Annotated in this window: 13 protein-coding genes and 4 tRNA genes; 15 read left to right on the top strand and 2 right to left on the bottom strand. The window is 48.5% G+C overall.

The features are described 5' to 3' along the window. Positions 1-104: 104 nt before the first annotated feature. Entirely contained in the window at positions 105-587 is a 483-nt protein-coding gene (locus DT73_RS03185) for a type VI secretion system tube protein TssD (protein WP_036103810.1), read from the top strand. 14 nt (positions 588-601) lie between these two features. Here the strand turns inward: DT73_RS03185 and DT73_RS03190 are convergent, their stop codons facing one another. Together DT73_RS03190 and DT73_RS03195 are read right to left on the bottom strand one after the other, a co-directional pair. Beyond that, positions 602-871 (bottom strand): hypothetical protein, encoded by a 270-nt coding sequence (locus tag DT73_RS03190; protein WP_051691251.1) that lies wholly within the window; start codon positions 869-871, stop codon positions 602-604. After that, positions 852-1,367: a DUF2778 domain-containing protein gene (locus DT73_RS03195; RefSeq protein ID WP_036103817.1), complete on the bottom strand. Its 516-nt coding sequence runs from the start codon at positions 1,365-1,367 to the stop codon at positions 852-854. Before DT73_RS03195 ends, DT73_RS03190 begins: the two co-directional genes overlap by 20 nt. A gap of 449 nt (positions 1,368-1,816) precedes the next feature. Here DT73_RS03195 and mltB point away from each other — a divergent pair, with 449 nt between their 5' ends. From mltB to luxS, 14 genes are all read left to right on the top strand, one after another. Next, the gene (gene mltB / locus DT73_RS03200) at positions 1,817-2,902 is read left to right on the top strand and encodes a lytic murein transglycosylase B (RefSeq protein ID WP_036103821.1); all 1,086 of its coding nucleotides are present in this window, start codon (positions 1,817-1,819) and stop codon (positions 2,900-2,902) included. 148 nt (positions 2,903-3,050) lie between these two features. Continuing rightward, positions 3,051-3,548 (top strand): nicotinamide-nucleotide amidase, encoded by a 498-nt coding sequence (pncC, locus tag DT73_RS03205; protein WP_036104113.1) that lies wholly within the window; start codon positions 3,051-3,053, stop codon positions 3,546-3,548. A 97-nt stretch (positions 3,549-3,645) separates the two neighbouring features. Then, positions 3,646-4,710: a recombinase RecA gene (gene recA / locus DT73_RS03210; protein WP_036103823.1), complete on the top strand. Its 1,065-nt coding sequence runs from the start codon at positions 3,646-3,648 to the stop codon at positions 4,708-4,710. A gap of 464 nt (positions 4,711-5,174) precedes the next feature. After that, positions 5,175-5,618 carry a regulatory protein RecX gene (locus tag DT73_RS03215; protein WP_152552476.1) on the top strand — a complete coding sequence of 148 codons (444 nt, stop codon included), beginning with the start codon at positions 5,175-5,177 and terminating at the stop codon, positions 5,616-5,618. A gap of 157 nt (positions 5,619-5,775) precedes the next feature. After that, positions 5,776-8,403, top strand: coding sequence for an alanine--tRNA ligase (gene alaS, locus DT73_RS03220; protein WP_036103825.1), 2,628 nt, complete (start codon positions 5,776-5,778; stop codon positions 8,401-8,403). A 233-nt stretch (positions 8,404-8,636) separates the two neighbouring features. Further along, complete coding sequence (csrA, locus tag DT73_RS03225; RefSeq protein ID WP_000906486.1) at positions 8,637-8,822, top strand: carbon storage regulator CsrA; 186 nt, start codon at positions 8,637-8,639, stop codon at positions 8,820-8,822. 319 nt (positions 8,823-9,141) lie between these two features. Then, positions 9,142-9,234: transfer RNA gene (locus tag DT73_RS03230), tRNA-Ser, on the top strand. 4 nt (positions 9,235-9,238) lie between these two features. Continuing rightward, a tRNA-Arg gene (locus DT73_RS03235) sits at positions 9,239-9,315 on the top strand. A 179-nt stretch (positions 9,316-9,494) separates the two neighbouring features. Then, positions 9,495-9,571 (top strand) — tRNA-Arg (locus DT73_RS03240). Between the two features lie 38 nt (positions 9,572-9,609). Next, positions 9,610-9,686, top strand: a tRNA-Arg gene (locus tag DT73_RS03245). Between the two features lie 322 nt (positions 9,687-10,008). Further along, positions 10,009-10,575, top strand: a complete 567-nt coding sequence (gene yqaB, locus DT73_RS03250) for a fructose-1-phosphate/6-phosphogluconate phosphatase (RefSeq protein WP_036103831.1) — start codon at positions 10,009-10,011, stop codon at positions 10,573-10,575. Beyond that, entirely contained in the window at positions 10,572-11,003 is a 432-nt protein-coding gene (locus tag DT73_RS03255; RefSeq protein ID WP_036103834.1) for a YqaA family protein, read from the top strand. The genes yqaB and DT73_RS03255 overlap by 4 nt, the downstream gene beginning before the upstream one ends. A gap of 191 nt (positions 11,004-11,194) precedes the next feature. Then, the gene (gene gshA, locus DT73_RS03260) at positions 11,195-12,769 is read left to right on the top strand and encodes a glutamate--cysteine ligase (RefSeq protein ID WP_036103836.1); all 1,575 of its coding nucleotides are present in this window, start codon (positions 11,195-11,197) and stop codon (positions 12,767-12,769) included. A 153-nt stretch (positions 12,770-12,922) separates the two neighbouring features. After that, positions 12,923-13,438, top strand: a complete 516-nt coding sequence (gene luxS / locus DT73_RS03265) for an S-ribosylhomocysteine lyase (protein WP_036103839.1) — start codon at positions 12,923-12,925, stop codon at positions 13,436-13,438. Positions 13,439-13,603: the final 165 nt, after the last annotated feature.

Genomic DNA, 13,603 nt, shown 5'->3' on the forward strand with positions numbered 1-13,603 from the left:
CATTTCCTGGCACTTTTCTATTCTTGATTGATTTATGTCAGGTGCCAGAAAGGACTTTATATTAGTATGAATTTCCATTTTCATTGATAAATAAGGAAATTTATATGCCAATTCCTGGTTATTTGTGGCTGTATGACGATGGCGGTTCACACATCAAGGGCTCTGTTGATGTCCAGGGGCGGGAAGGTAGCATTGAAGTTGTTGGTTTTAGCCATGGGCTTAATCTCCCTGTTGACCCGGCAAATGGTAAAATTACTGGTACTCGTAACCACTCACCGTTCATGATTGAGAAAGAGTTCGATGCATCCAGCCCATATCTGTATAAGGCTGTTTCTCAAGGGCAAACACTTAAAAGTGGTGAATTACGTTGGTATAAAATAAACGATGCCGGACATGAAGAGTGTTATTTCATTATGCTGATTGAAGGTGTGAAAATCACTGGCGTTAATCCGGGAATGCCTAATATTAAATATGCTGCTAATTCTCAAATAAACCATATGGAATCAGTAGGTATGCAATATGAAAAAATCACCTGGCACTATGTAGATGGTAACGTAAAACATACAGATGCATGGAATATGCGTTAATTGCTGGTGCGCCATTATTGGCGCACTTTTCTGATTACCCACATCACTATGTTATAGGAGACAACAGCACTTATCATTGATAAACCTGCATTCACAACAAACCACAGATCATCATAATTTTCCGGAGCCCGATAGCCGTGTAGCCATTCACCAAAATGTGCTGATTTGTCATAACTGATAAAAGTTGATGCATCTATCAGCCTTGCTGCAATGGTAAAAATTGCGAGAAATAAAACTATCTTACTGATTACGACACCCAGTACTTTAGCAATTTTTAGAACCATTTATGATAACCTCAATGCTTCCATAAGCTTTTAAATTCTTCATGCAGGGAACAGAAATCTGGGGGGTGTTTAATAATGCATTTCGTAACCGGGAGTAATCGGAATTATGGGGAAGAGTAATGCACCCTTCAGAAATCGTTCCCGGGTGAAGACGGAAAAGGCCGCGTTGAACACTATTAACCCATGTATAATCGCTAATACTGATACCATCGCGATAGAGTGCAAACCATTCAGAGCGCATGAATTCGGAACCGCTCGCAATCTTGTTATATAAATCTTTCACGCCTCCCCACATTTTAGATAATCCGCCTCCTTGCCCTCTTTCCACGATCCAGTACTTACCCGGTGGAATGGGGCCTTCTGTCGGAATATGCGCACAAGCCCCACGATTGCGATACGCTCCCTTACCAGAAAAAGCCATAAAAGTGCCGACGCCATAAATCGTTAAGGGGGAGAAATCAGCATCATTGATTACAAACTTACCATGTAGTGCCACGGAAAATCCTTTTATAATCCATTGAAATTTATAAACTAATTTTGTTTTATTTAGAATAATTTGACTTAAGTCAATTAATGCCTTTGTTCATGTCTGCTGAGGTGTTTAAGTGAGATTTTTGTCACGCTTGTGGTTACATTAAAAACACCATATTGAGAGGATGAAAGATTTCTCTTTTATGTAACATTGGTGACAAATCCACTATCGTTGCAAACTTCTACTGTATCTCATACCTGTCGAAACTTTTCGGTGCGCATTGTTTGTCTCGTTGATAACTTTGACAGGCTTTATTCGGCATAACAGGTGTTTTGTTTGTGTGTGAAGGGATGAGGATGAAAACAGGACGAATCGTAAAAACCTGTGCTTTCACGCTTGTTACGCTACCTGGCAGCCGGAAGTTGATTTACCATTAAGGCACTTTAATTTCGGCTGCTATTTATGGACAACTCATGCTGAAACGTCGTTATGCTCTTATGCTTCCTGTTGCGCTATTACTCACAGCGTGCAGCAGTAAACCCCAAACACAAACGCCAGTAGCTGCACCCACTGTGGGCTCGCCATCTGGCGGTTTTTTGTTGGATCCACAACATAACCAGATGGTGCTGAGTGGTGATTTCGCCACAAACCCGGTCGCAGAACAGTTTATTGATATGATGGTCAGTAAACATGGTTTTGACCGCCAGCAACTCCACGAGATCTTATCTCAGGCGAAACGCCTTGATTATGTTCTGCGCCTGATGGACAGGCAGGCGCCAACGGCAACCGCTCCTACCGGGCCAAATGGCGCATGGTTGCGTTACCGCCAAAAATTTATTACACCCGACAACGTACAAAATGGTGTGGTGTTCTGGAATCAGTATCAGGATGCACTTAACCGTGCATGGCAGGTGTACGGCGTTCCACCGGAAATTATCGTGGGTATTATTGGTGTAGAAACGCGCTGGGGCAGAGTAATGGGGAAAACCCGCATACTTGATGCGCTGGCGACGCTCTCCTTTGATTACCCACGCCGTGCCACTTATTTCCAGGGGGAACTGGAAACCTTCTTGCTGATGGCCCGCTCTGAAGGCGATGATCCGCTGGATTTACGTGGATCTTTCGCCGGGGCGATGGGCTATGGGCAGTTTATGCCTTCCTCCTTTAAACAATATGCGGTTGATTTTAACGGTGATGGCCATATTAATTTATGGGATCCGGTTGATGCGATTGGTAGTGTTGCTAATTACTTTAAAGCCAACGGCTGGGTGCCTGGCGACCAGGTCGCTATTATGGCAAATGGCCAGGCTCCTGGTCTGGATAGCGGTTACAACACGAAATACAGCCCGTCGATGCTGACAATGGCGGGGTTAACGCCACAGCAACCTCTTGGCACACATCAGCAAGTCAGCCTGTTAAGGCTGGATATGGGCACTTCTTATCAGTACTGGTACGGGCTGCCAAACTTTTATGCCATAACCCGTTATAACCACAGTACCCATTATGCAATGGCAGTTTGGCAACTGGGGCTGGCAGTTTCCCAGGCGCGAGGGCAATAGGTATTTGCCCTGAGGGCGGTATGCTCTGCGTCAGTGCCCGTCTGCGGGCGTGTTTTTCGGCACAGCCCGCAGAGTTGAACACTTCCGGGCATTGCGGGCTGGCGCGCGTAGCCAGCGCAAAAAAAGTGGAGGTACAATGGGCAATATAATGAGTGACCAGGCTTTAATGCAGCTCAGTGAACAGGTAGGTGAAGCGCTGCTGCAACAGAAAGCAACACTGACGACAGCCGAGTCCTGCACCGGGGGCTGGATTGCGAAAGTCATTACTGATATCGCCGGGAGTTCCGCCTGGTTTGAGCGTGGTTTCGTGACTTACAGTAATGATGCCAAACAGGCAATGATTGGCGTTCTCCCGGAAACATTACTGAGTTATGGCGCGGTCAGTGAGCAGGTTGTCCGTGAAATGGCTCTGGGAGCCATGCAGGCGGCTGAAGCCTCTTTCGCTATTGCAGTCAGTGGTATTGCGGGCCCGGGCGGTGGAAGTGCGGAAAAACCGGTGGGTACTGTCTGGTTTGGGTTCAGCGCCCAAAACGGGAAAGTAACCGCCTGCCGCCAGTGTTTTAGTGGTGACAGAGAAGCAGTGCGCCGCCAGGCGACAGCCTTTGCTCTTAAAACCCTGGCTGAAGATTTTCTACAAATTGCTTGATACTGTATGATTGTACAGTATAATCAGTTCAACAAAACAGCATTCGTGAGACGCAGCAGGTAGAGCAATCACTCTGGGCTGCATGACAGGAGTAAAAATGGCTATCGACGAAAACAAGCAAAAAGCGTTGGCGGCAGCACTGGGCCAAATTGAAAAACAATTCGGTAAAGGCTCCATCATGCGCCTGGGTGAAGACCGCACTATGGATGTGGAAACGATCTCCACCGGTTCACTCTCCCTGGATATCGCTCTGGGTGCAGGTGGCTTGCCGATGGGCCGTATCGTAGAGATTTATGGGCCAGAATCATCAGGTAAAACAACACTGACACTGCAGGTTATTGCTGCCGCGCAGCGTGAAGGTAAAACCTGTGCGTTCATCGATGCAGAACACGCCCTTGACCCCGTCTATGCCCGTAAACTGGGCGTTGATATTGATAACCTGCTGTGTTCACAGCCGGATACTGGCGAACAGGCTCTGGAAATTTGTGATGCACTGGCACGTTCCGGCGCTGTCGACGTTCTCGTTGTTGACTCCGTTGCGGCACTGACACCAAAAGCTGAAATTGAAGGCGAAATCGGTGATTCGCACATGGGGCTGGCTGCACGTATGATGAGCCAGGCAATGCGTAAGCTTGCCGGTAACCTGAAACAGTCCAATACGCTGCTTATTTTCATCAACCAGATCCGCATGAAGATTGGTGTGATGTTCGGTAACCCGGAAACCACTACGGGTGGTAACGCACTGAAGTTCTATGCCTCTGTTCGCCTGGACATCCGCCGTATTGGCGCGGTGAAAGAAGGTGATAACGTGGTGGGGAGTGAAACCCGCGTTAAGGTTGTGAAAAATAAAATTGCCGCACCGTTTAAACAGGCTGAGTTCCAGATCCTCTACGGCGAAGGTATTAACTTCTACGGCGAGCTGGTTGACCTGGGTGTGAAGCATAAGCTGATTGAAAAAGCAGGTGCATGGTACAGCTACAATGGCGACAAAATTGGCCAGGGTAAAGCAAATGCCACCAGCTACCTGAAAGAGAATGAAGCTGTTGCCAAAGTGATTGAAAGCAAGCTGCGTGAAATGCTGCTAAATAACCAGGACAGCACGCCTGATTTCTCTGCTGATGAAACAGAAGACCATGCAGACAACGCGCAGGAAGAGTTTTAATCCAGGCGCACTGTGCTGAAGGTACGTCGTTCTGGTTACAGGCAGTTCTGAATGATTATTCTGAGCTATTGTTTTGAATAACTGTTTTGATGCATCGTTTGGAATTGTTTTTGGGAATGAATGCATTGCATGAATTTACTGAACGAATGTACAGCGCAAATGTACAGAGCGAATGTACTGAATATAATCAGGGCTGCTTCGGCAGCCCTGAACTATTTCTGGAGTCCACTTTTATGCCCCGTTCCCCTTCATCCAAACCGTCCTCTCTTTCCGTTGAACCTTGCGAGCCGTATGAGCAAAAGGTGCGGCAAAATACATCAGGGAAGCCGGGTGAAGATGAATCATTACCAGGCCGGGTAATTCACGGGCGACAAAATGCACCTGTGCCGCGTACCACACAGAGAAAAAACACGCCAAAAACACCTGAAGAGCGGGTGCGTGGTTTGCAGGAACGCGCAGTGCGCATGCTGGCTATGCGTGACCACAGTGAACTGGAATTACGCCGTAAACTAGCTACTCCTTCCCGGTTCAGTAAAGAACAGGAGACAGAGGCTGTGCGGCCAGAGGAAATTGAACAGGTTATTAACACTTGCCGTGAACATAACTGGCTTGATGACAGCCGTTTTGCAGTGCGTTTCATTGAAAGCCGTTACCGTAAAGGGTATGGGGCACAACGCATCCGCCAGGAAATGCAGCAGAAAGGCGTAGGGCGTGACGAAATTGACAGCGCTTTTATAGCTTTTGAAGGCGACTGGTGCGCACTGGCCCGGGACGTAGCCCAGCGTAAATTCGGTACCCCACTGCCTGCGGGCTTCCCGGAGAAAATCAAAGTGCAACGTTTCCTGCAATACCGTGGTTTTTACATGGAAGAGATACAGCAGATTTACTCAGAATATGATGAGCTGTGACAGAATTTTTACCAACCGGGCGCATAGGGATTTTACTTCCCCGCTAAGAAAACATATCTTATTCCCACTTTTTTCCCGGTAAAAGCGCACATGAAAGCGTAATAGCGTTTATCATGGTGGTTTTACAAGACTCCGTTAGCTTGATTTCAGGATAATTATGAGCAAGAGCACCGCTGAGATCCGTCAGGCGTTTCTCGACTTTTTCCATAGCAAGGGACATCAGGTTGTTGCAAGTAGCTCCCTGATTCCAAATAACGACCCGACATTGCTGTTTACCAACGCCGGGATGAACCAGTTCAAGGATGTTTTCCTTGGTCTTGATAAACGTAATTACTCGCGTGCGACAACCGCGCAGCGTTGTGTGCGGGCCGGTGGTAAACATAATGACCTCGAAAACGTAGGTTACACCGCACGCCATCACACCTTCTTTGAAATGCTGGGTAACTTCAGCTTTGGTGATTACTTCAAGCATGATGCTATCCAGTTCGCCTGGGAACTGCTGACAGGTGAGCAGTGGTTCAACCTGCCCAAAGACCGCCTCTGGGTAACCGTCTATGAAAGCGATGACGAGGCGTACGCTATCTGGGAAAAAGAAGTTGGTGTTCCGCGTGAGCGTATTATTCGCATTGGCGATAATAAAGGCGCGCCTTACGCATCAGATAACTTCTGGCAGATGGGTGATACCGGTCCTTGTGGTCCATGTTCTGAAATTTTCTATGATCATGGCGACCATATTTGGGGTGGGCCTCCGGGGAGCCCGGAAGAAGACGGCGACCGCTATATTGAAATCTGGAACATCGTCTTCATGCAGTTTAACCGCCAGGCTGACGGCTCTATGGTTCCGCTACCGAAGCCTTCGGTTGATACCGGTATGGGGCTGGAGCGTATTGCCGCTGTTCTGCAGCATGTGAATTCAAACTACGATATCGATTTGTTCCGCAATCTTATCAAATCAGTTGCTGAAGTAACTGGTGCGACGGATTTGGGCAGCAAATCACTGCGAGTAATTGCCGACCATATTCGTTCCTGTGCATTCCTGATTGCCGATGGTGTAACACCATCCAATGAAAACCGTGGTTATGTCCTGCGCCGTATTATTCGCCGTGCAATTCGTCACGGTAATATGCTGGGTGCGAAAGACACCTTCTTCTACAAACTGGTTGCGCCATTAGTTCAGGTTATGGGTGCGGCAGGCGAAGATTTGCAACGCCAGCAGGCTTTGGTTGAGCAAGTACTGAAAACGGAAGAAGAGCAATTTGCCCGTACACTGGAACGCGGTCTGGCACTGCTGGATGAAGAGCTGGCACAACTGAAAGGGGATACCCTGGATGGCGAAACAGCTTTCCGCCTGTATGATACCTACGGCTTCCCGGTAGACTTAACTGCAGATGTGTGCCGTGAGCGCAACATCAAAGTTGATGAAGCGGGTTTTGAAGCTGCAATGGAATCACAACGCCGCCGTGCCCGTGAATCCAGCGGTTTTGGCGCGGATTACAATGCGATGATTCGCGTTGATGATGCCTCTGAATTTAAAGGCTACGAAGAACTGGCTGTGACTGGCAAAGTAACTGCACTGTTTGTCGATGGTAAGCAAACCGAACAGGTTGCTGCCGGGCAGGAAGCCGTTGTTGTGCTGGATAAAACCCCGTTCTATGGTGAGTCTGGTGGCCAGGTTGGTGATACTGGTGAACTGAAGTCTGCTAATGCCACCTTCACTGTGTCTGATACACAGAAATATGGCCAGGCAATTGGCCACCAGGGTACTGTCTCAACGGGTGTTCTTAAAGTTGGCGACAGCGTGAATGCCCAGGTTGATGAGGCGCGCCGCTCACGTATTCGCCTTAACCACTCTGCAACGCACTTATTGCATGCGGCACTGCGTCAGGTGCTTGGCACTCATGTTGCGCAGAAAGGTTCACTGGTTAATGATAAAGCACTGCGTTTCGACTTCTCGCATTTTGAAGCGATGAAGCCGGAAGAGATTCGTGCGGTAGAAGATATTGTTAACGCACAGATTCGCCGTAACTTGCCGATTGAAACCCACGTGATGGACCTGGATGCAGCAAAAGAGAAAGGGGCCATGGCGCTGTTCGGTGAAAAATACGATGAGCGCGTGCGTGTACTGAGCATGGGCGATTTCTCGACTGAACTGTGTGGTGGTACTCACGCCAGCAGAACCGGGGATATCGGCCTGTTCCATATTGTTGCTGAGTCAGGTACTGCAGCAGGTGTTCGCCGTATTGAAGCCGTAACAGGTGAAGGTGCGGTGGCTGTGATGCATAACCAAAGCGACGAGTTGACGGATATAGCACAATTACTCAAGGGCGACAGTCACAATTTAGGTGATAAAGTTCGTGCTGTGATTGACCGGACACGTCAGCTTGAGAAAGAATTGCAGCAACTTAAAGCTCAGCAGGCGGTACAAGAAAGTGCCAGCCTGTCCAGCAAAGCTGTCGATGTGAAAGGCATTAAGCTGCTGGTGAGTGAGTTGAGCGATGTTGAACCGAAAATGTTGCGCACGATGGTAGACGACCTCAAAAACCAACTTGGCTCCACTGTAATTGTCCTGGGGACAGCTGCAGAAGGGAAAGTTTCGTTGATTGCCGGGGTATCTAAAGATCTGACCGACCGTATTAAAGCGGGTGAGCTGATCGGCATGGTTGCACAGCAAGTTGGTGGTAAAGGTGGTGGCCGTCCCGATATGGCTCAGGCCGGTGGGTCTGATGCACAGGCACTGCCAGGTGCGCTGGCCAGTGTTGAAAGCTGGGTAGCCGCCAAACTGTAAAATTATAAGCGTAACGTGCGCCATTTCGTGAATAAATGGCGCTAAGACTTTAACGCGCTGGCAAAAATGATAAAGTCGGGTTGAAGTGTCGTATATCGGCTAAACTAAGTAACAGCAGGCTGTGCAATGACTTCTGACACATATGTGTTTGTCATCCATGGCGGTACTCGTTATATGATGGATAGGCCGGGGTACAAGCAACCCGACTCTTTTAATCTTTCAAGGAGCAAAGAATGCTGATTCTGACTCGTCGAGTTGGTGAAACCCTCATGATTGGTGATGAGGTAACCGTGACAGTTCTTGGGGTAAAAGGTAACCAGGTGCGCATTGGTGTGAATGCCCCGAAAGAAGTTTCTGTACACCGTGAAGAAATTTACCAGCGTATCCAGGCTGAAAAGTCACAACAGTCCAGCTACTGATCTAAAGCGTCTCGCATTTTGTGCGAGGCGCTCCCTTCATGGCCTTTAATTGGTTTTTTCCGTATTTTTGTCGTTTTCCCTGTCTGTTTTCTTGCTCTGATGCCATAACATTGCTGCGCCTTAAGTGGCGTGACAGGCTTTGTTTGTGGGTAAAAAGGCAGCTTCACGCTGGTAAAACAGGCGAATTGTTTGTGAAATGTGCAAACGATTAGAACTCCGGAAAAATTGTTTGACTTATAAGTCCCAGAAAGTAATATGTGCGCCACGCAACGCCGATGAGCAGAAACAAGTTCTTCGGGGTTCCTCGCAAGAGGCGTGTGGTGAGATGGCCGAGAGGCTGAAGGCGCTCCCCTGCTAAGGGAGTATGCGGTCAAAAGCTGCATCGAGGGTTCGAATCCCTCTCTCACCGCCATTTTGCATCCGTAGCTCAGCTGGATAGAGTACTCGGCTACGAACCGAGCGGTCGGAGGTTCGAATCCTCCCGGATGCACCATCTCTTGTTTACTCACCAATAGCGGGTAGTAAACGCACTACATCAATGTAGTGGTCGTGAGGTTGCCATTGTTAACCCAATGGTAAGAAAGGTAATGCAGTACAGAGCCTTTCAGAATGCGTTATATCCTTTATTGCTTTAGTAGTAATAAAGGTTAGCAGTAAAGTAGTTATTCCGATGCATCCGTAGCTCAGCTGGATAGAGTACTCGGCTACGAACCGAGCGGTCGGAGGTTCGAATCCTCCCGGATGCACCATTTCTGCTTTTATGCGCCAGTTTTATGTCATACCCGATGCATCCGTAGCTCAGCTGGATAGAGTACTCGGCTACGAACCGAGCGGTCGGAGGTTCGAATCCTCCCGGATGCACCATCTTCTTGTTCCTCTGTATATTCCACACACTCTCTCTGAATTTTCCTGATTTAATCCACTAACTTGATTTCTGTTTGCTGCTTTATTTCAGCACTCTGCCGCCTGTGCTCTTACTGCTTCGGTTTAATCGTTAACCTGTGCTTACCTGAGCTATCCTGGTGGCCGGTGTGAACAGATAATATAAACAGGCGATATAAACAGAATTCCCTTTTTATTAAAAGGGTTAATTCGGCAGGTAAATGCGGGCAATACACCTTTGGCAGCGACAAATATTACCAGGTGCGCTAAAGTAGCCTCTCTTTTCATCTTGCCGGAGGTTTCGATGTATACACAGTATGATGGCCTGATATTCGATATGGACGGCACAATTCTGGATACCGAACCCACGCATCGTAAAGCCTGGCGTACCGTACTGGCTCGCTATGATATGCAACTGGATGAACAGGCCATTATCGCCCTGAATGGCGCTCCCACCTGGAAAATCGCCGAGGCGATTATCAACTGGAATAATGGCTCACTCTCTCCTCATGCGCTGGCAGATGAAAAAACAGCGCTGGTAAAAACCATGTTGCTGGACAGCGTGACACCATTACCTTTAATTGAAGTGGTGAAAGCCTGGTATGGCAAGAAACCGATGGCGGTTGGCACCGGGAGTGAAAGCCGTGTGGCCGGGTTGCTGTTAAATCATCTGGGGCTACGCCAGTACTTTGATGCTGTAGTCACCGCCGATGACGTCGAGCACCATAAACCTGCTCCTGATACATTTTTGCGCTGTGCCGAGTTAATGGGGGTGGCAGCACATAAGTGTATCGTATTTGAAGATGCGGATTTTGGTATTGAGGCCGCACAACGAGCTGGAATGGCTGTTGTGGACGTTCGCACACTGTGAATGACTGGCTACCCGTTCTGTCTTTATTTACCAGTAGCTTTCTGAGTGCCACATTGTTACCAGGAAGTTCGGAGGCTGTGCTGGCGGGGTTATTACTTGCCGGAAACAGTTCCCCCTGGTTATTAGTCATAACCGCATCAATCGGTAATAGCCTTGGCGGTCTGACAAACGTTATTCTAGGGCGCCTGTTCCCGTTGCGGGAAACCAGTCAACGGCATGACAGGGCCTTACAGTGGTTAAATCGGTTTGGCCCCGTTACGCTACTATTGAGTTGGTTACCGTTGATTGGGGATTTGTTGTGTTTAATGGCCGGATGGCTGCGTATGGCCTGGGGGCCGGTAGTCCTCTGGTTGTGCCTGGGTAAGGCACTGCGTTATGTATTTATCATGCTGGTAACAGTACAAGGGATGGCATGGTGGCAAGGGTAAAACAGCAGGCGGGTAATTGTTGTTGATGTGCGAAAGGTCAGGGTGTGGTGTTAGTGCTCACAATACTGGAGCAGCCTGCCTGGTAACTTTCGTTTCCGGCAAACAGGATTATTACTCGCCAGGAGTGACCTTTATTCGTCAACCATTACAATTATGCTTAACAGAAGAATTTTGACAGGCGGGAGGTCAATTTGATCCCTGACGTATCACAGGCATTAGCCTGGCTTGAACAACATCCACAAGCGGTTGCGGGTCTTCGCCGCGGGCTGGAACGTGAAACACTGCGCGTTGCACCTGATGGCTCGCTTGCCACAACAGGGCACCCGGAGAGCCTTGGTGCTGCGCTGACACATAAATGGATTACCACAGACTTTGCCGAAGCCCTGCTGGAGTTTATTACGCCAGTAGACCGCGATATCGACCATATGCTGCGCTTTATGCGGGATTTACACCGCCATACAGCGAACAACATTGGTGATGAACGGATGTGGCCGCTGAGTATGCCGTGTTTTATTGAAAATGGGCAGGATATTGAACTGGCTCAATATGGCAGTTCAAATCTTGGGCGTTTTAAAACACTCTACCGTGAAGGGTTGAAAAACCGTTACGGGGCATTGATGCAAACCATTTCTGGCGTGCATTACAACTTTTCGCTGCCACTGTCTTTCTGGCAGGCGAGAGCTGGCATTACCGACGAAGTGAGTGGTAAGGAAGCTATTTCTGAAGGCTATTTCCGCCTGATTCGTAACTACTACCGTTTTGGCTGGGTTATTCCTTATTTGTTTGGGGCATCGCCAGCGATTTGCTCTTCGTTCCTGCAAGGCAAACCGAGTGCGTTGCCTTTTGAGCAGACGGAAAATGGCCTGTATTACCTGCCATACGGTACATCACTACGTCTCAGCGACCTGGGGTATACCAATAAATCCCAGAGCCAGCTGAATATCACTTATAACCACCTTTCAAGCTATGTTGAGAACCTGAAACAGGCTATCCATACTCCTTCACTGGAATACAGTGAGTTGGGGCTGCAAAAGAATGGGCAGTGGTTACAGCTGAACACCAATATTTTGCAGATTGAAAATGAGCTGTATGCCCCGATTCGGCCTAAGCGAGTTACCCGGCCGGGTGAATCGCCATCAGATGCGTTGCTGCGTGGTGGTGTGGAGTATATTGAGGTACGTTCGCTCGATATTAACCCCTTCTCACCTATTGGTGTGGATGAAAACCAGGTACGTTTCCTCGACTTGTTTATGATTTGGTGTGTGCTTGCTGATGCACCAGAAATGAACAGAGATGAGTTGGCCTGTACCCGTAAAAACTGGAACAAAGTCATTATTGAAGGGCGCAAACCTGGCCTGATGCTGGATATGTTTGCCATGCTTGAAACAGGCTGCCAGGCAACGCAGCATACTCTGAAAGAATTGGGTATGGCTCTGTTTGCTGATTTGCGGCGTGTGGCTCAAACACTGGATGCCATGGCAGATACCCCGGCTTACCAGAATGTTTGCGATCAACTGGTTGCCAGCTTTGAGGACCCGGAATTAACCTATTCAGCGCGTATTTTACGATCTATGATCGATAATGGTATTGGTGGTACAGGTAAAGCGCTGGCTGCTCATTACCGCGAGCTGTTAATGAAGGAACCGCTCGAGATCCTCACTCAGGCCGATTTTGACCGTGAGCGTGATGCGTCTGTAACGCGCCAGAAAGTGCTGGAAGAAAGCGATAGCGAATCATTTGAGGCTCTGCTTGCCCGCCAGGCATGAACCAAAAGAAAAGGCCACATTGCTGTGGCCAAATAATTCATCTCTGCGGACAGGGATGATGATAACAAATGCGCGTCTTTCATATACTCAGACTCGCCCCGGAATTAATAGTTCAGTTTATTTTTAAAAAAATCACTTATCGGAGGTGATCAGATGCCATTGTTGGATAGCTTCACTGTTGACCATACCCGTATGGGCGCACCAGCGGTACGTGTAGCGAAAACGATGCATACGCCGCATGGCGATACTATTACCGTATTCGACCTGCGTTTTTGTATCCCGAATCAGGAAGTTATGCCAGAACGAGGGATTCATACCCTTGAACACTTGTTTGCTGGCTTTATGCGTAATCACCTCAATGGTGATGGCGTGGAGATCATCGATATTTCCCCGATGGGCTGCCGTACCGGGTTCTATATGAGCCTGATTGGCCAGCCTGGCGAACAGCGTGTCGCTGATGCCTGGAAAGCGGCAATGAGTGATGTGCTGAAAGTTCAGGATCAGTCTCAGATCCCGGAACTGAATGTTTACCAGTGTGGTACCTGGGAAATGCACTCTCTGTCTGAAGCTCAGGATATTGCGCGCCATATTATCGAACGTGGCGTAGGGGTAAACAGCAACCAGGAACTGGCGCTGCCTAAAGAGAAGCTGAAAGAACTACATATCTGACAGCCATCAGTTCTGGTGAGCTGAATCAGTTTGTTATCAGTCAGAAGAGAGGCCCGTGAGCCTCTCTTTTTTATGGGCGGCAGGTGGGATTCTGGCGAAAAATATTTTGCAGCTGGTGCTGCTTGCTTTGCACTGTACTGCACAGGGAATGGCGCAATAAAAAAG

The organism is Mangrovibacter sp. MFB070 (assembly GCF_000705335.1).
Classification (GTDB): Bacteria; Pseudomonadota; Gammaproteobacteria; order Enterobacterales; family Enterobacteriaceae; genus Mangrovibacter; species Mangrovibacter plantisponsor.